The sequence below is a fragment of the Bacillus sp. AK124 genome, from assembly GCF_053903085.1.
Map to the genome: position 1 here is coordinate 2,030,891 of NZ_CP096378.1, position 16,258 is coordinate 2,047,148.

General features: G+C 46.6%; 13 protein-coding genes. 7 read left to right on the top strand and 6 right to left on the bottom strand.

Annotated elements, in window-relative coordinates:
• Window positions 1-8 precede the first annotated feature (8 nt).
• Together sucA and odhB are read left to right on the top strand one after the other, a co-directional pair.
• A complete protein-coding gene (gene sucA / locus M1E06_RS10310; protein WP_020451820.1) occupies window positions 9-2,843 on the top strand; it encodes a 2-oxoglutarate dehydrogenase E1 component in 2,835 nt (944 codons plus the stop codon).
• A gap of 14 nt (window positions 2,844-2,857) precedes the next feature.
• Complete coding sequence (gene odhB, locus M1E06_RS10315; protein ID WP_020451819.1) at window positions 2,858-4,138, top strand: 2-oxoglutarate dehydrogenase complex dihydrolipoyllysine-residue succinyltransferase; 1,281 nt, start codon at window positions 2,858-2,860, stop codon at window positions 4,136-4,138.
• A 31-nt stretch (window positions 4,139-4,169) separates the two neighbouring features.
• On the opposite strand, the gene M1E06_RS10320 is transcribed toward odhB, so the two are convergent.
• The gene (locus tag M1E06_RS10320) at window positions 4,170-5,150 is read right to left on the bottom strand and encodes a bile acid:sodium symporter family protein (RefSeq protein ID WP_026579553.1); all 981 of its coding nucleotides are present in this window, start codon (window positions 5,148-5,150) and stop codon (window positions 4,170-4,172) included.
• A 214-nt stretch (window positions 5,151-5,364) separates the two neighbouring features.
• Here M1E06_RS10320 and M1E06_RS10325 point away from each other — a divergent pair, with 214 nt between their 5' ends.
• Window positions 5,365-6,705 (top strand): sodium-dependent transporter, encoded by a 1,341-nt coding sequence (locus M1E06_RS10325; RefSeq protein WP_020451817.1) that lies wholly within the window; start codon window positions 5,365-5,367, stop codon window positions 6,703-6,705.
• A 225-nt stretch (window positions 6,706-6,930) separates the two neighbouring features.
• Here the strand turns inward: M1E06_RS10325 and M1E06_RS10330 are convergent, their stop codons facing one another.
• The 3 genes from M1E06_RS10330 to M1E06_RS10340 all read right to left on the bottom strand — a co-directional run bounded on the left by M1E06_RS10330 (window position 6,931) and on the right by M1E06_RS10340 (window position 10,811).
• A complete protein-coding gene (locus M1E06_RS10330; RefSeq protein WP_020451816.1) occupies window positions 6,931-7,461 on the bottom strand; it encodes a hypothetical protein in 531 nt (176 codons plus the stop codon).
• Between the two features lie 615 nt (window positions 7,462-8,076).
• A complete protein-coding gene (locus M1E06_RS10335; protein WP_224067368.1) occupies window positions 8,077-8,862 on the bottom strand; it encodes a superoxide dismutase in 786 nt (261 codons plus the stop codon).
• Window positions 8,863-8,912: 50 nt separating this feature from the next.
• Window positions 8,913-10,811, bottom strand: coding sequence for a terpene cyclase/mutase family protein (locus tag M1E06_RS10340; protein WP_373368063.1), 1,899 nt, complete (start codon window positions 10,809-10,811; stop codon window positions 8,913-8,915).
• Window positions 10,812-11,034: 223 nt separating this feature from the next.
• On the opposite strand from M1E06_RS10340, the gene M1E06_RS10345 reads away from it, so the two are divergent.
• Window positions 11,035-11,436: a cytidine deaminase gene (locus M1E06_RS10345; RefSeq protein WP_020451813.1), complete on the top strand. Its 402-nt coding sequence runs from the start codon at window positions 11,035-11,037 to the stop codon at window positions 11,434-11,436.
• Window positions 11,437-11,453: 17 nt separating this feature from the next.
• Window positions 11,454-11,990 carry a GNAT family N-acetyltransferase gene (locus M1E06_RS10350; protein WP_023857348.1) on the top strand — a complete coding sequence of 179 codons (537 nt, stop codon included), beginning with the start codon at window positions 11,454-11,456 and terminating at the stop codon, window positions 11,988-11,990.
• A 127-nt stretch (window positions 11,991-12,117) separates the two neighbouring features.
• Here the strand turns inward: M1E06_RS10350 and M1E06_RS10355 are convergent, their stop codons facing one another.
• Together M1E06_RS10355 and M1E06_RS10360 are read right to left on the bottom strand one after the other, a co-directional pair.
• Entirely contained in the window at window positions 12,118-13,254 is a 1,137-nt protein-coding gene (locus M1E06_RS10355) for an MFS transporter (RefSeq protein WP_254114968.1), read from the bottom strand.
• A 221-nt stretch (window positions 13,255-13,475) separates the two neighbouring features.
• A complete protein-coding gene (locus M1E06_RS10360) occupies window positions 13,476-14,963 on the bottom strand; it encodes an aldehyde dehydrogenase family protein (protein ID WP_216904418.1) in 1,488 nt (495 codons plus the stop codon).
• 267 nt (window positions 14,964-15,230) lie between these two features.
• On the opposite strand from M1E06_RS10360, the gene M1E06_RS10365 reads away from it, so the two are divergent.
• A complete protein-coding gene (locus tag M1E06_RS10365; RefSeq protein WP_020451809.1) occupies window positions 15,231-15,440 on the top strand; it encodes a DUF6501 family protein in 210 nt (69 codons plus the stop codon).
• Between the two features lie 436 nt (window positions 15,441-15,876).
• The gene (locus M1E06_RS10370; protein WP_020451808.1) at window positions 15,877-16,221 is read left to right on the top strand and encodes a PH domain-containing protein; all 345 of its coding nucleotides are present in this window, start codon (window positions 15,877-15,879) and stop codon (window positions 16,219-16,221) included.
• Window positions 16,222-16,258 lie beyond the last annotated feature (37 nt).

The following is a 16,258-nucleotide window of genomic DNA, read 5'->3' on the forward strand; positions in this document are numbered from 1 at the left end:
ATGTTCAAATGTTTCAAAATAGTATGAAACAAAGAATGACTTGGGAAGAATTTCACGGTCCGAACCTCGGCTATGTGCTGGAGCTTTACGATCAATACGTCAAGGATCCAGAAAGCTTGGATGCTGATTTAAAAGAGATGTTTGACGAACTTGGAGCTCCCCCGGGCGATATAAGGGCCGCCTCTCTAAAAAACGAAGAGGCAGATTTCACGGCTGGATCTATTCAAAAAATCGCATCAGTGATAAAACTCGCAGAAGATATTAGAACCTATGGCCATTTAAACGCTTCCGTCAATCCACTGAGAAAAACACAAGAGAAACAGGAGCTTTTTCCTCTTGCTGAGTACGGGTTAACTGAGCAGGATGTGAAAAAAATTCCGGCGTCTGTCATATGCAAAGATGCCCCTAAAGAAGTAACGAACGGTTTAGAAGCCATCCAGTACTTGAAAAACACATACAAAAAATCGATTTCTTTTGAATTTGACCATGTGCACATTTTTGAAGAGCGCAACTGGCTGATGAAAAAGATCGAATCCGGGGAATTATTCGCCCCGAAATCGAAAGAAAAGCTGGTGGAAGTTTTAAGAAGGCTGACAGAAGTTGAAAGCCTTGAACAGTTTCTCCACAAAACCTTTGTCGGGCAAAAACGCTTTTCAATAGAAGGACTTGATGCGCTTGTGCCCATGCTGGATGATATTATCGCCAAGTCCGTTTCGGCAGGTACGACAAACGTTAATATCGGAATGGCGCACAGGGGCCGCCTGAACGTTCTTGCGCATGTGCTCGGAAAACCTTATGAAATCATTTTTTCTGAATTCCAGCATGCGCCGAACAAAGATCTCGTTCCGTCGGAAGGTTCGACAGGGATCAATTACGGCTGGACGGGTGACGTAAAATATCACCTCGGCGCCAACCGTCAGATTCAGGATGAGCATACGAAAACGGCGCGCATTGCGCTCGCGAACAATCCGAGCCACCTGGAGTTCATCGATCCGATCGTTGAGGGATCGACAAGAGCCGCCCAGGAAACGAGAACGGAGAGCGGCTATCCGCTTCAAGACGTTAAAAAATCGCTGGCGATTCTGATTCACGGCGATGCGGCATTCCCAGGGGAAGGCATTGTCGCGGAAACGCTGAATTTAAGCCAGCTTAAAGGCTATCAGGTGGGCGGAGCGATTCACATTATCGCCAATAACATGATCGGCTTTACGACGGAAAGCAATGAGTCAAGATCAACGAAATATGCAAGCGACCTTGCAAAAGGTTTTGAGATTCCGATCGTCCACGTCAATGCGGATGATCCTGAAGCATGCCTTTCAGCGGTTCAGCTCGCTGTTGAATACCGCATGACTTTCAACAAAGACTTTTTGATCGATCTGATCGGCTACCGCCGTTTCGGCCACAATGAAATGGATGAGCCGTCTGCAACGCAACCGATGCTGTATGATGCGGTCAGAAAGCACCCGACCGTCAAGAACATCTTTGCTGAAAAGCTGATTCATAACGGGATCGTCGATAATGAAACCGTCGACAAAATCGGGGACGCTGTCATGAAGCGTTTAGAAGAAGCCTATCGCAAAGTGCCGGCCAAAAAGGAAGATATGACGCATGAAATCGTTCTTCCGGAACCTGTTTCCAACGGTTTTCCTGATGTTGACACGTCGGTTGATGTTGAAACTTTGCGCAAAATTAATCAGGAGCTTGTTTCATGGCCTGAAAACTTCAACGTTTTCGATAAGCTAAAGCGAATCCTCGAAAGGCGCGCCAAAGCGTTCGACGATGACCGAAAAGTCGACTGGTCGCTTGCAGAGGCGATGGCTTTTGCATCCATTTTGAAAGACGGCACACCTCTAAGGCTGACCGGGCAGGATTCAGAACGCGGCACATTCGCACACCGCAACCTTGTCCTTCACGACAGCAAGACAGGGGACGAATTCATCGCACTGCATCACCTTGCAGATACGAAAGCGTCATTTGCGGTTCACAACAGCCCGCTTTCTGAAGGATCCGTCCTTGGCTTTGAATATGGATATAACGTGTCTTCGCCGGAAACGATGGTGATCTGGGAAGCGCAGTTTGGAGACTTTGCAAACGCGGCGCAAGTGTACTTTGATCAGTTCATTTCTGCAGGAAGAGCGAAATGGGGACAAAAATCAGGGCTCGTTGTTCTCTTGCCGCACGGCTATGAAGGGCAGGGACCTGAGCATTCAAGCGGAAGAACGGAACGCTTCCTTCAGCTGGCGGCGGAAAACAACTGGACTGTCGCCAACTTGACGAGCGCTGCCCAGTATTTCCATATTTTAAGAAGGCAGGCGAAGATGCTCCTTCGCGAGGAGATCCGCCCGCTGATCATCATGACGCCGAAAAGCCTGCTGAGAAATCCGAATACCGTATCAGAAGTGCAGGAGCTCAGCGACAGTAACTTTAAGCCGGTCTATGAAATGTCAGGACTTTCCCATCAGTATGACAAAGTGACGCGCCTCGTCCTTTCAAGCGGTAAAGTTTCGATTGACATCAGCAGCCATTTCAATAAAATGGAAGGTGAAAAAGATTGGCTGCATATTGCACGGGTTGAAGAGCTGTATCCTTTCCCTGCAAAGCATATTAAAGCGATCTTCAGCAAACTCCCGAATTTGGAGGAGATTGTCTGGGTACAGGAAGAACCGCAAAATATGGGTGCATGGAACTATATCGAGCCTTATTTAAGAGAGATTGCTCCAAAGGACGTGAAGGTCCGCTATATTGGCAGAAGAAGACGTTCAAGTCCGGCAGAAGGGGATCCGACGGTTCATAAAAAGGAACAGGAACGCATTGTATCTGATAGCTTGACTCGCAAAAATTAAGGGGGAACTAAAAAATGGCGGAAATTAAAGTACCTGAATTAGCGGAATCAATTTCAGAAGGAACGATAGCCCAATGGCTGAAACAACCGGGAGATTATGTAGAACAAGGGGAATTCCTGCTTGAGCTGGAGACTGATAAAGTCAACGTTGAATTGACGGCAGAGCAGTCCGGCGTTCTTCAGGAAGTGCTGAAAGATTCCGGTGACACGGTTCAGGTCGGCGAAATAATCGGAACGATTTCAGAAGGCGAAGGAGAAGGAGGCCAATCAACGGCTCCTCAAGCTGACGCTCAAGAAAGCGCCGGCGCTTCGGAAGAGAAGCCAGCCACGTCTGAAAAGACAGCCGAACCTCGCGAAAGCGCGAACGATGAGGCGGATACAACCAAAACAAGGACAATCGCTTCTCCGGCTGCCCGAAAGCTCGCCCGTGAAAAAGGCATCGATTTATCGGAGATTCCTACCGGTGATCCGCTCGGAAGGGTCAGAAAGCAAGATGTTGAATCTTATCAGAAGAACGAGCAGCCGCCAAAAGCTCAGCCTGAACCAAAACGCGAAACACAGGCGCCGGCTGCTAAACAAACCGAAAATGCAGGTAAACCGGTAGAGCGTCAAAGAATGTCCCGCCGGAGACAGACGATCGCCAAACGCCTCGTTGAAGTTCAGCACACCGCCGCTATGCTGACGACATTCAACGAAGTGGACATGACGGCGGTCATGAACCTAAGGAAACGCCGAAAAGATCAATTCCTTGAGCAGCATGATGTGAAGCTCGGATTCATGTCATTCTTTACAAAAGCTGTGGTCGCCGCGCTGAAAAAATATCCGCTCCTCAACGCGGAAATTCAAGGCGACGAGCTTGTGATCAAACAATTCTATGACATCGGAATCGCTGTTGCTGCGCCGGATGGCCTCGTCGTACCGGTCGTTCGGGATGCAGACCGCAAAACCTTTGCTGATATTGAAAAGGATATCGGAGAGCTTGCGAAGAAAGCGAGAAACAACAAATTGTCGCTCAACGAGCTTCAAGGAGGCTCCTTTACGATCACAAACGGAGGAACGTTCGGATCACTGTTGTCGACTCCGATTTTGAACAGTCCGCAAGTTGGTATTTTGGGCATGCATAAGATCCAGCTGCGCCCTGTAGCAATTGATGAAGAGCGTTTCGAAAACCGCCCGATGATGTACATTGCATTATCGTATGACCACCGGATCGTCGACGGTAAAGAGGCAGTCGGCTTCCTGGTTACGATTAAAAATCTGCTTGAAGATCCTGAACAGCTTCTGTTGGAAGGTTAAATCAAGAAAAAAGCTTTGGCCGCATGTACGGTCAAAGCTTTTTGTTTATCATCTGCGGGGCAGGAGAATAATTGTTATTCTTCTGCTTATTTGCTTTCTTGCTCCAGTATGTCGCAAGCCATGAGCCTGAAAGGTTATGCCAGACGCTGAAAACAGCGCTCGGGACAGCGGAAAGAGGAGAGAAGTGCGCCGTTGCCAATGCTGCACCGAGACCCGAATTCTGCATGCCGACCTCAATGGACACGGCTTTTTGTGATGCATAATCCATTTTAAAGCACTTTGCCAAAACAAAGCCAAGGAAAAGGCCGAGGCCATTATGAAGAACGACGACCGCAAAAATCAACAGCCCTGATTGAATAATGTTTTCCCGGTTGCCTCCGACGACCGCGGTGACGATGGCGACGATGCCGAGAACAGAGACGAGCGGAAGCACCTGCACCGCTTTTTTCACTTGTTTTTTAAAGAAAAATTGAACGATCAGCCCGGCGATAATCGGGAGCAGCACCGCCTGTAAAATCGACAAGAACAGTGAGCCCGGAGATACCGGAAGCCATTCTTTTGCGAAAAATAAAATGAGAAACGGCGTTAAAAAAGGGGCAAGCAATGTGGAAACCGTTGTAATCGCCACTGACAGGGCGATATTCCCCTTCGCCAAAAATGTCATGACGTTTGATGCCGTTCCCCCGGGACAGCATCCCACTAAAATGACCCCAACCGCTATTTCGGAGGGAAGCCCGAGTCCATAGGCCAGTCCAAAAGCGAGCAGCGGCATGACCGTATATTGAACCAGCACACCGATCAGCACATGCAGGGGACGTCTCAGCAGCTCTTTAAAATCGTCCGCTGACAATGTCAATCCCATGCCAAACATAATCACGCCAAGCAGGATGGTAATATAAGGGGTGATCCAGGTGAATTGCGTCGGAAAGGCAAAGCCGAGAACCGCAAACAGAATCACCCAAATGGCGAACGTTTTTCCTGCAAATTGACTGATTTTGATCAAATAACTCATAAGTCCAGCTCCTCACATCTGTAGAAAATATAACATCCTCTTATTATAATTAATATTCTGAATAATTCAATACTTGTAAAATTCGAATTTGTTTTAAATAATATTATTATGTAAACTGAAAGAAATGTTTGAAAACCTTGACGAATTCGTTTATGCTTTTTAAAATGATAGTTTGTAGCCATATGCAATTAGACCGAGAAGAAGAGGTGCTTAAGTGGAAAATCAACAAAATATATGGTCATCAAAGCTTGGATTTATCTTAGCTTCGGCCGGCTCGGCAATCGGGCTCGGCGCGATATGGAAGTTTCCTTATGTCGCCGGAACAAGCGGCGGCGGAGCATTTTTACTTATGTTTATTCTTTTTACTTTATTGATTGGGCTTCCGTTATTAATGGCGGAGTTCATTATCGGCAGAAAGACTCAAAAAGATGCCGTTGAATCCTATAAGGAGCTGGCGCCCGGCTCGCTTTGGCATTGGATCGGCCGGCTTGGCATTATCACGTGTTTTATTCTGCTGTCTTTTTATAGTGTTGTCGGCGGCTGGATCATCATTTATATTATCAAAGGACTGACCGGCGAACTGTCAAGAAGCACGGATTATGCAGGTCTTTTCGGAGAGACAATTGCAAATCCGTATCTCGTTCTTGCGAGCCAGTTTGCATTTATCATGATCACGATTCTTGTTGTTGCAAAAGGGGTCAGAAGCGGAATTGAAAAAGCGAGCAAGTTTATGATGCCTGCTCTGTTCGTTATTTTTCTGCTTTTGATCATCCGTTCGCTTACACTTCCCGGTTCAATGGAAGGATTGGAATTTTTCTTAAAACCTGATCTTTCCCATATCACAGCCAAAACGGTGCTGTTTGCGCTTGGACAATCCTTTTTCTCGCTGAGTGTCGGTGTTTCCGTTATGGTAACGTACAGCTCTTATTTATCGAAAAAAGAAAACCTTATACAGTCGGCCGTTTCAGTGACATTGCTCAATGTATCTGTAGCGATTCTTGCCGGGTTTGCGATTTTTCCGGCCGTTTTTTCATTCGGATTATCTCCTGATGCCGGCCCGATGCTGTTATTTAATGTGCTGCCGTCAGTCTTTCACAAGATGCCTTTGGGAATCGTCTTTTTATTGGCGTTTCTGCTCTTATTTTTATTTGCTACACTGACGTCCGCATTTTCAATGCTTGAGATCCTTGTTTCTTCCTTATCAAAAGGGGATCCTAAAAAAAGACAGGCTTTCGCTTGGGCCGGGGGAATTGCGATTTTCCTATTCGGAATTCCTTCAGCATTATCATATGGCGTGCTTCAGGATGTATCGATTTTTAATCTATCTATTTTTGATGCGGCGGATTACCTTGTCAGCAATATTTTAATGCCGCTCGGCGCTTTGCTCATCGCTGTTTTTGTGCCGCTCAAAATCCCGAAAGAAGAGCTTTTTGCTGAATTGAGGGAGGGCTCTAAAATCAGCAGAAAATGGTTTGCAGCATGGCTTTTGCTGATCCGCTACGCCGCTCCGATCGTTATTATTGTCGTCTTTTTGGACGTCATTGGCGTATTTTAAGATTGAATTGTTTATAAGGCCGGATTTGTCCGGCCTTTTTTTCATGCAGACAGTTTGTCAGCGGTACTTTCTTTTCTCTCTGTGAAATGGCAGCGGTATGACCGGCAAGGGAAGTGTATGATTAATCGGCTTTTTTCTGCGGCAGACATATTAAAAAGGCCTGCCGGTGAATTCGTTCTTGACGATTTTACCGGCAGGCAGAAGAGGGGGATACTTTGACTTTGATTAAGGCTTGCGGAATGTTACAGTTTGGCCGTTTCGATCAAACCAGCCTTTAAAGGCCCAGTTAATCCAGCCGCCGTCTCCCTGGTTTGTAAATTGTCCGCTTTCAAATACCCAAATGCCGTAAATCACGCCATGATAGTTGGCAGATCCATAAAATTTAACTCCTCTTAAACCGTTGTGATAGCCTTGGCTTAAGTTGAACACCATGACATTGTATCTTTGCCCTGCAGAATAAAAAGCGGTTTCCATGCAGTTTTTGACGAAACCGCTGCGGTTATTGCTTTGAACGATGGCGTCTCTAATCGAGTTTCCGATTCCTAAGAGGTCGAGGCTGATGTTGAGATTAATAGCGGAAGTTTTAAACTGTTGTTTTTCCTGGTCCAATGACTGATTGAGAGATGTGGATATAGACATAGAAGGCAAGGTTGTAACAGAACTGTCCGTATGCTTTGATTCTTTCGCTTCTGATAAGTACGGCAAACAAGTCAAACCGAGCATTAAGGCTGTAAAGAAAGCAAACATTTTTTTCATGATTTACCCTCCTAAAATAAATTTGCCATTTTCGAAAAACTGACCGGCTGAATCAGACAAACATCGACAGTTTATTCATTTATTCCCTCCCTTCTTGTAGAATAGCTTAACGAGTTTTGGAATTAGAAGAATGAGGAAAAACGACTATTTTCCAAATAAATCAAAAAATGTTCACATTCCATACTTAAGGCACAAATTTGGGATATATTGATAGACTGTTGAGATTCAGTATTTCATAAAGGGATGATCAAAATAGCAGATTCAGAAGGATGTATGGTTGTGGGGGTTCTCTTCCGACCCCTCCTTGCCAATCTCCGTGTAGCGGCCTTAACAATCCTCAAGAGAAACTGGGATATTTAAACTTTTATTTGTTATCTTATTACAGACGATAGAGGGTTTAAGGGATATAGATACGGTATTGAGAGTGATAAGGTATCGGCACTTTCGCTCGATTCGGCCAGTGTCGACGGCTGCCTGGCGCAGAGAAGAGAAAGGTGCGAGAGGAAAGGCTCGTCCGTTTTTTGAGGCAAGGCTTTGACGGGGAGGCCGATGTCGGGCGCAACTACCGAAACAAAAGAGGACTTCAGTAGTTGAAGTCCCGCCATTGAATTTGAATCAGAAGGGCTCCCATAGAACGCGCTTTGCTGTCGCAAACCGCCTTTCAGGTTCTCTCCAGTCAACGACATTCCACCAATTATCGACGTATTTTGCCCTTTCATTTTTATATTGAAGGTAGTATGCGTGTTCCCATACGTCGAGCGGGAGAAGGGGGATCACATCCCATTGGCTCATCAGCTGATGTTTTTCTGCGATCAGAATTTCCAAGCGGTGCGAGCGAGGCGCCCAGACAAGGATCGCCCAGCCCACGCCTTCCACCTTTTTCGCCGCTTCGGAAAATTGTTCTTTAAAGGCCGAATAGCTGCCGAAAGAACGGTTAATCATTTCCAGCAATTCGCCTGTCGGCCGCCTTTTTCCTTTTGGATGCATCGCGTACCAAAATATCGTGTGCAAATAGTGCCCGGCTCCGTGGAAGGCGAGCTCTCTTTCCCAGTGGTTTACAAGGTCGAATTGTTTGGTTTGCCTTGCTTTCTGCAGTTCTTTTTCAGCTTTGTTCAAGCCGTCGACATAGCTTTGGTGATGTTTTGTATGATGAAGAAACATAATTTCTCTTGAAATATAAGGCTCAAGGGCTGAATAAGAGTAGGGCAGGCTTGGCAGGCGATGGCCTCCGATCGGCACTGTTCTGAATGGCTGCCGACCTGCTTGAGACGCATCACTGCGGGAGATGGCTTGATACACGGCTTCTGCCTGTTCATACCATTCCTGTTCGGTCGCACGAGGATCATCCAGTGATTGAAAAAGTTTTTCTAACTGGCTTTCTATAGAAGGATCATCTTTCATCTGGTCTTTCAGACCTTTGGCCCATGACGCTATTTTTTCTTTGTAAGCATTCAATATGTCTCCCTCATTTCCGCTTTTTTAATAAATGCGCTTGAAGCGAGCAATGAAAACACAAAAGGATAACTGTGATAGCGGATGTAGAATTGTTTCGGCAGCCCGATTCCCGTCGGGTATTCGAGTCGCTCAGGCGAGCTTTCGTGATCATCGGTGAGAAAACGAATCCCTTTTAAGATCTTAGGGTCATCCGGACGCTCATATTGCAAAAGCGCCTCCAGCGCCCATGAAGATTGAACAACTGTTCCAAAGTGAAGAGGGACAAAACGCTTCGCTTCCCAGCTTTTGCAAGATTCTCCCCAGCTTCCGTCTTCAAGCTGGATCGATTTAAGCCAGGAGACCGCTTTTCTGACAGACGAGTGATTGTGGGAAATTCCGACGGCTTTCATTCCGGTGAGTGCGGCCCATGTCCCGTAAATAAAGCAGACGCCCCATCTGCCATACCACGAACCGTCAGCTTCCTGATGGTGATCAAGCCACCTTAGAGCGCGTCTGACTGCGGGATGGTCATCTGTCAACCGCTCTTTAAGTCCGAGCAGATGAAGAATGCGCCCAGTCAAGTCTGCCGTTGACGGATCGACTGCTGCGTCAGCGGCAGATTCGAGCGGCAGATTTCGGATGAGCGGATGGTCAACGTTTTTTTCAAATGCTGAAAACCCCCCATCCTTGTTTTGCATTGATATAAGCCAGGTGAGCCCCCGGTTCCAGGCAGCCGGACGCCTTTGATACGGAATTGCTTTTAATGCCGCAGCGGTATCGTCCAAATCGGGATTGTTTGTATTGATGTGTGAAAAACCCCACCCTCCCGGTGCCGCTTGAGGGTTTGAGACCGCCCAGTCCGCTTTTTTCACATGCTGTCTTTTGAGAAGGTAGTCCGCTGCCGATGAGATGGAAGAATGTTGTTCAGGTATTCCGGATTCCTGCATGGCAAAGCTGATGAGCGCGGTGTCCCAGACAGTGGAAGTTGAGTTTTCCAAATGGAAGCCTTCCTCTCCGCATGAGGAAATAAGGCTTTTGATTCCGCCGACTGCTTTTTTAACAACGGGGGCGTTTTTTGATATTCCCATCGCTAGCAGGCTGTAAATCATGAACATGGTCGCGCTCGCATAGCTGTATAGTGTTCCGTCTTCTTCGATTCTGTCCAGCATATATTTTTTGCCCGCTTCAAATCCGAGCTGATGAACATAAGCCGGCCATTGAAAGAGCTGTTTCCATTGCAGATTGAAAGAATAGAAGGTTCTCTCGTCAAAAGAGCGGATGTTCAGCCATTCGAGAGGATTTTTTGACATGGCTTCATCCAGATGCCGAAGCGAGCCGATTTGGTTGTTTTTTAAAGAGAATCGTCGATTAAACGTAATGGCCATCGGGACAAAATGAATTCTTGCGTATGTGCTGAAATGGTAAAAATGAAGCGGGAAATAGGGCGGGATCAGTAAAAACGAAAGCGGAATATAGGCTCTCGGCCATGGATACAGCCCGTTGGCAGCGAGCATCCACTTCGTCATAAAGTGCACATTCTTCAAACCGCCTGTTGCCTTAATAAACGCCTCGGCTTTCTGCATATGCGCATCTCTCCGGTCATAGAGCCCCGAAGCCAGCATCCCGGTATAGCCCTGGACTGTCGCGGTCAAATTGCCTGCCGTTTCATCCGGATGATTGCGAAACGCACCGTCTCCGCTCTGCTTCGAACGGATTCGTTCAGCAAGACTTGTGATGAGAGAAGAGTCCTGATCGCCAAGTGAGGTCAGCATCAAAATGAAAAAGCTGTCTGTCATCACGGGCCCTTCAAAACAAAACCGCCATGACCCATCAGGTCTCTGTCTATTTTGAAGCTTTGCGAGCGTCTTTTGTCTGAAAGCTTTCACGTCTTCTAGTAAAGAACGCAATCTTCTCATCTCCTTCATTTTACTGTATTCATTTCGGAAATGTGTCATGCCAACCGGATGAAAACAGAAGAACAGCGATTTTGAATATGTGATGAGCATACAGAGGCATTCGTCAGCGCGGGCATGCGTGAGCATGATCAGGAAATCATGAATATCTTCGTTTACCTCTGTTCCATTATCAGGTATTGTAAAAAGAGAGACCTTAGAAACAATGTTTGGGGGATGTTGCTGAATGAATATTGAACAGATGCTGTATGACACCGCAGTCGAATTGATCAAAAAGAGGTATCCGACCGGATGGGGCGGGGCAGCCGCCATGTATACCGAAGACGGGAGAATCTTGACGAGCGTAGCGCCGGAAGTAATCAACGCTTCAACCGATTTATGCATTGAAACGGGTGCCATTCTCGAAGCCCATAAATATCAGGCAAAAATTACGCACTCTGTTTGTGTCGTGAGAGATGATGAACATTCCGAATGCAAGGTATTAACGCCGTGCGGGGTATGCCAGGAAAGACTTTTTTATTGGGGGCCAAATCTTAAAGCAGCTGTAACTGTACCGGATGGGCGTCTGCTTTATAAATCTTTAAAGGAAATACAGCCATACCATTGGTTTGCTGCGTATCAAAAGTAGCAGGGGAGGGGCGTTCGATGTTCGAGTGCCGCAAGGTTTATCTCAGACCTGTTGAAAAAGGCGATATGGAGAGCTTTTACAAAGCTGTTCAAAATGAAGACATCAGATATATGACGGGCACGACGCGCGAATTTACGATGGAAGACCTTTATGAGCACTACGAGAGAATCACAAGCGATGAGACGCGCTATGATTTTGCCGTCTGCTTAAAGGAGGACGATCGTTTGATAGGCGATCTGTCCATCATTGACATCGACCGGACGAATCGAAAAGCAGGGTTTAGAATCGCTTTGCACAGCCCCGCTTATTTGAACAAAGGCTATGGTCCTGAAGCGGTGCGGCTGGCCATGCAGTTTGCATTCGAAAGGCTCGATCTTAACCGCCTTCAGCTCGAAGTCTTTTCACACAATAAGCGCGCGCTGAAAGCATATGAAAAAGCCGGGTTTAAAAGGGAAGGTACGGTCAGGGAGGCTCTTTATATGAATAAACAGTACTCAGATGAAATCATTATGGGGATATTGAAGCGGGAATACGAAGAGCTGATATCCCGCTGAATCAGAGGGCGCGCAGCATGTTATTCTACTGAGCGCCGCTTTGTTCATTCTTATTTTCAATCTTTGCTGAACGGCTGTAAATGCCGCCGGCAATCAGCGCCATTGTCATCGAATATCCACAGCAGCTTCATCGTTCTATTTGCCTTGCAGACTGGCTGTACGTTCTCACATCCCGCACGAAAAATGTGACAGCGGCTGTTCCGGCATATAATACAGCGGCAGCGATAAATACGCTTTGGATCCCGATCAAGTCTGCCAAAGCCCCCATAATGGCGATTGTTAAGACAGACCATGCAGTCAAAATGGTATTTTTGGCGGCGGTGACCGGTGCACGCTCTTCATCTGTCAACGTATCTTGAAGGATAACCGTCTGGCTGACGTCTCTTACTTGATAAAGCGGACCCATCATGATACAGAGGATGACCGAAAGGAGGGGATTTGACGAATAGGCGAATAAAAGCGTTGTGATTCCCATTGAAACAGAACCCAAGACAATCATGAGGCCAAGCCTTTTTTTGAGCTGGTTGGAAAAGAGCACAGCGAGAATGCCGCCCAAAATCGCTCCCAAAAAATAACCGGCATTGATGAATCCCCACCAAGCCTCCCCTTTATTTAGCACCTCTTTCGTAAAAGCCAGCAAAACGGCGGAAGTCCAGACCGCATTTGCTAAACCTTCTGACATGTCCATCATCGTAAGCAGCAAAACGGTTTTCTTCCTGTATACAGTGCGCCAGACTGATTGTGTGCGGGTTTTTTGACGAGGGATAACCGCTGTTTTCAAATCCGGCAATTTGATTAAAAGTCCTGATGCGAAAAAGAGTCCTGCTGTAAACAATGTCAGCGTGTGAGTTTGGGCCAAAACGGTTAAATAGCCGCCGAGCCCCCAGCCTGCTGCCTGAATAAACTGGTTGACCGTTACGATGCTTCCCGATGCCGCCACGTAATCGCGCTTTTTAATCGCTTGATACAGTAAACCTAACTGTGCGGGGGAATACCAGGAACCGACAAAGCTTTGCAAAAACAGCAGCACATAAATGATATAAGAGGGTAAGCCCAGCGATTGGCATAAGCCGATGCATAATGCGCAGACCGCTCTGAACCATGTTGAACAAGCCGCTGTTTGAAGCAGGTCGAGGCGCTGAATAGCAAAAGAAGCCATCGCACCGCCTAATACACTGCCGAACGAGGATAAAGCCAAGACCAGACCCGATCCGAATACAGAGTTCGTTTCCTTAAACACATCGACCATGACGATGATCGTCATCAAAATCGACCCGACAGCCTGTGCTGTTTGTGATGCCCATATGTATCTAAAACTTTTTTGATTCCAGAGGGTTTTGCCAAGAGAGGAAGAAAACACGATTCTATCATTCCATTCGACTTAAACTATCATCCATTTTACCATATGTGTCTATAAATGTTTATTTCTATAAAAAAGAAAACCGCCCTGATCGACAGGGCGGCTGCAGAAACTCATATCGTGCGTTATTCGCCTGTATGAATCCAGACGCTTTTTACTTCTGTATAGTTATCCAGAGCGTATGAGCCCATTTCACGTCCGAGTCCCGACTGTTTGTAGCCGCCGAATGGGGATGCGGCGTCAAAGGCATTATAGCAGTTGACCCAAACGGTACCGGCTTGCAGACGGTCGGCGATATAGTGGGCGTTTTTCAAATTTTCCGTCCATACGCCAGCAGCAAGGCCGTATTCGCTGCGATTGGCCCGTTCGATGACTTCATCTACCGTTTCATAAGGGATCGCCGCCAAAACAGGACCAAAGATTTCTTCTTTTGCTATTGTCATCTCGTCTTCGACATTGGTGAATACAGTCGGAGAAACAAAGTATCCCTGCTCATAAGGGCATGTTCCGCCGGCTGCGATTTTCGCACCTTCCTGACGTCCTTTTTCAATATACGAGAGGACGCGTTCGTGCTGCTCTTTGCTGACAAGCGGTCCCATTTGCGTGTCTTCATGAAGGCCCGCACCCTGGCGGAGCGACTTGGAATATGCGGCCATTTCATCGACGACTTTGTCATATTGGTCTTTATGGATGAACACGCGCGATCCCGCACAGCACACTTGGCCTTGATTGAACATGACGCCGGTTAGTGCGCCTGGAATCGCTTTCTTCAGATCGGCGTCAGGAAGGATGATATTCGGCGACTTTCCGCCGAGTTCAAGGGTCACCCGTTTAACCGATTTGGCCGCTTTCTCCATAATTTTTTTACCGATTTCCGTTGACCCTGTGAATGCCAGTTTGTCGACAAGGGCATGATCGGTCAGAGATTCTCCGGCCGTCTCACCGAAGCCAGGAATGATGTTGATGACGCCTTTCGGGAAGCCTGCTTCATCGATCAGTTCCGCCAAATACAGAGCGGAAAGCGGCGTTTGTTCCGCCGGTTTTAAGACAACCGTACATCCGGCTGCAAGAGCGGCTCCCATTTTCCACATGGCCATCAGAAGCGGGAAGTTCCAAGGGATAATTTGCCCGACAACTCCGACAGGCTCATGTCGTGTATAGTTAAAATAAGGTCCGTTAACAGGAATCGTCTGTCCGGTTATTTTCGTCGCCCAGCCGGCATAATAACGCATATGTTCAATTGACAGCGGAATATCGCCTGCGGTCGTTTCGCTGATCGGCTTCCCGTTATCCAGCGTTTCAAGCTGAGCCAGTTCCGTTTTGTGTTCCTCCATCAGATCGGCGAGTTTGTACATCAGCCGGCTTCTTTCGGCCGGGTTCATCGTCCGCCACTCACCGCGGTCAAAAGCTTCCCGCGCGGCTTTCACCGCTTTGTCCACATCCTCGGGACCTGCTTCATATAAGGTGGCGAGCGTTTCACCAGTCGCCGGGTTTGGGGTCTCAAACGTTTTGTTTGAGGCGCTGGCTACAAATTCCCCGTTAATATAGAGCTTCTTTGTTCCCTGCAAAAATACCTCCAGCTTTTTACTGACCTGCATTGTTAATGAACTCATGTTTGTCAAACAAACCTCCTTTGAAATTTTGGTCTGTCTTCGGGTGAGTTGTCTTGGTGCTGGTTTGTCTTTTGATTTGGTCATTGCGCGGATGAAAGAGGGATATATTTCTGATTTTGGAACTATACACCACCATTCTATAACAGGGAATGAAACCAAATCAATATCCATGCTCTTTAAAATCACATTCGCCTCCAGATCGCATTGCATTTCGGCGAAAAAACGCTACAATGGAAACTATACACGTATGAAAAAGGAGACATCCGCATGATTCACGAAAAATGGCAGAACAATAACACCATTAAAAAAGTAAAGTGCATACATACCGATGCCAAAAAGTACATCGTCAACAGAGCGCTGACCGTAGGCAACGTATACGAGGTCAAAAACGAAACGGAAGAGTTTCTGTTTATCATCGATAATACAAACAAAGTCGGCGGCTATTACAAAGAGTACTTTGAAGAAGTAAAAGCCTGAATCAATTTGCACGGGTCATCAACAGCAATGAATGGTAGTTGAACAAACACCCGCACGCATTCATAAAAAATCGGCTGACTGAATCAGTTGCTTGACCGAAGCAGAAGCAAGTGCCTGATATGTGCATATCAGGCATAATAGTCAGAAGAGAACCGCAGAGGAAGAACATCCTGCTGCGGTTTTTTGTTTTATCCGTTATCCACCTTTTGATTGGTAGCAAACGAAAAATAAGCTGAAAAAACTGATAAAAAGTTGAAACCTCCCGCGTCCGCCGGGCGTATTAATTGATAGTAAAAACAAACATATAGCGTTAAAGAAATGTAATCTGCTCGTAATTGTTTATAAATCAGGGTTATCGTATCCTTATTAGTAACTGACAAGTATACTTTGCCTTGTGCATAAACATAAATTGGATATACAGAAAGAGGGGTTTTGATTGGGCGTTTTTTCAGCAAGCAAGACAGCAGACGGCAAAAAATTTGAACCGCTGCTCATAGAAGGAGAAAAAATTGAATCGGTTTGCAGACTGAGGATAGATCAAATTTGTTTTACGAACAAGCGGATTATTTTTTTTGATAATAAACTGTTTTCCAAAAAGAAAGTCCGCGTCTTTCTGCCATACAGATCGATTGAAGGCTTTGCGATTAGAGAAGTCAGCATGTTCAATCCAGACAGTTCTCTTTCTCTGATGACCAGCAGCAAAATCTTTGACCTGGAATTTACGAAGGATACCGACATGCTTGAAATTCAAGCGCTGTTATCAAAATACTTATGTGCATAAACCGTAAAGGCTGTTCACCGCTTGCCCGCGTCTGAAC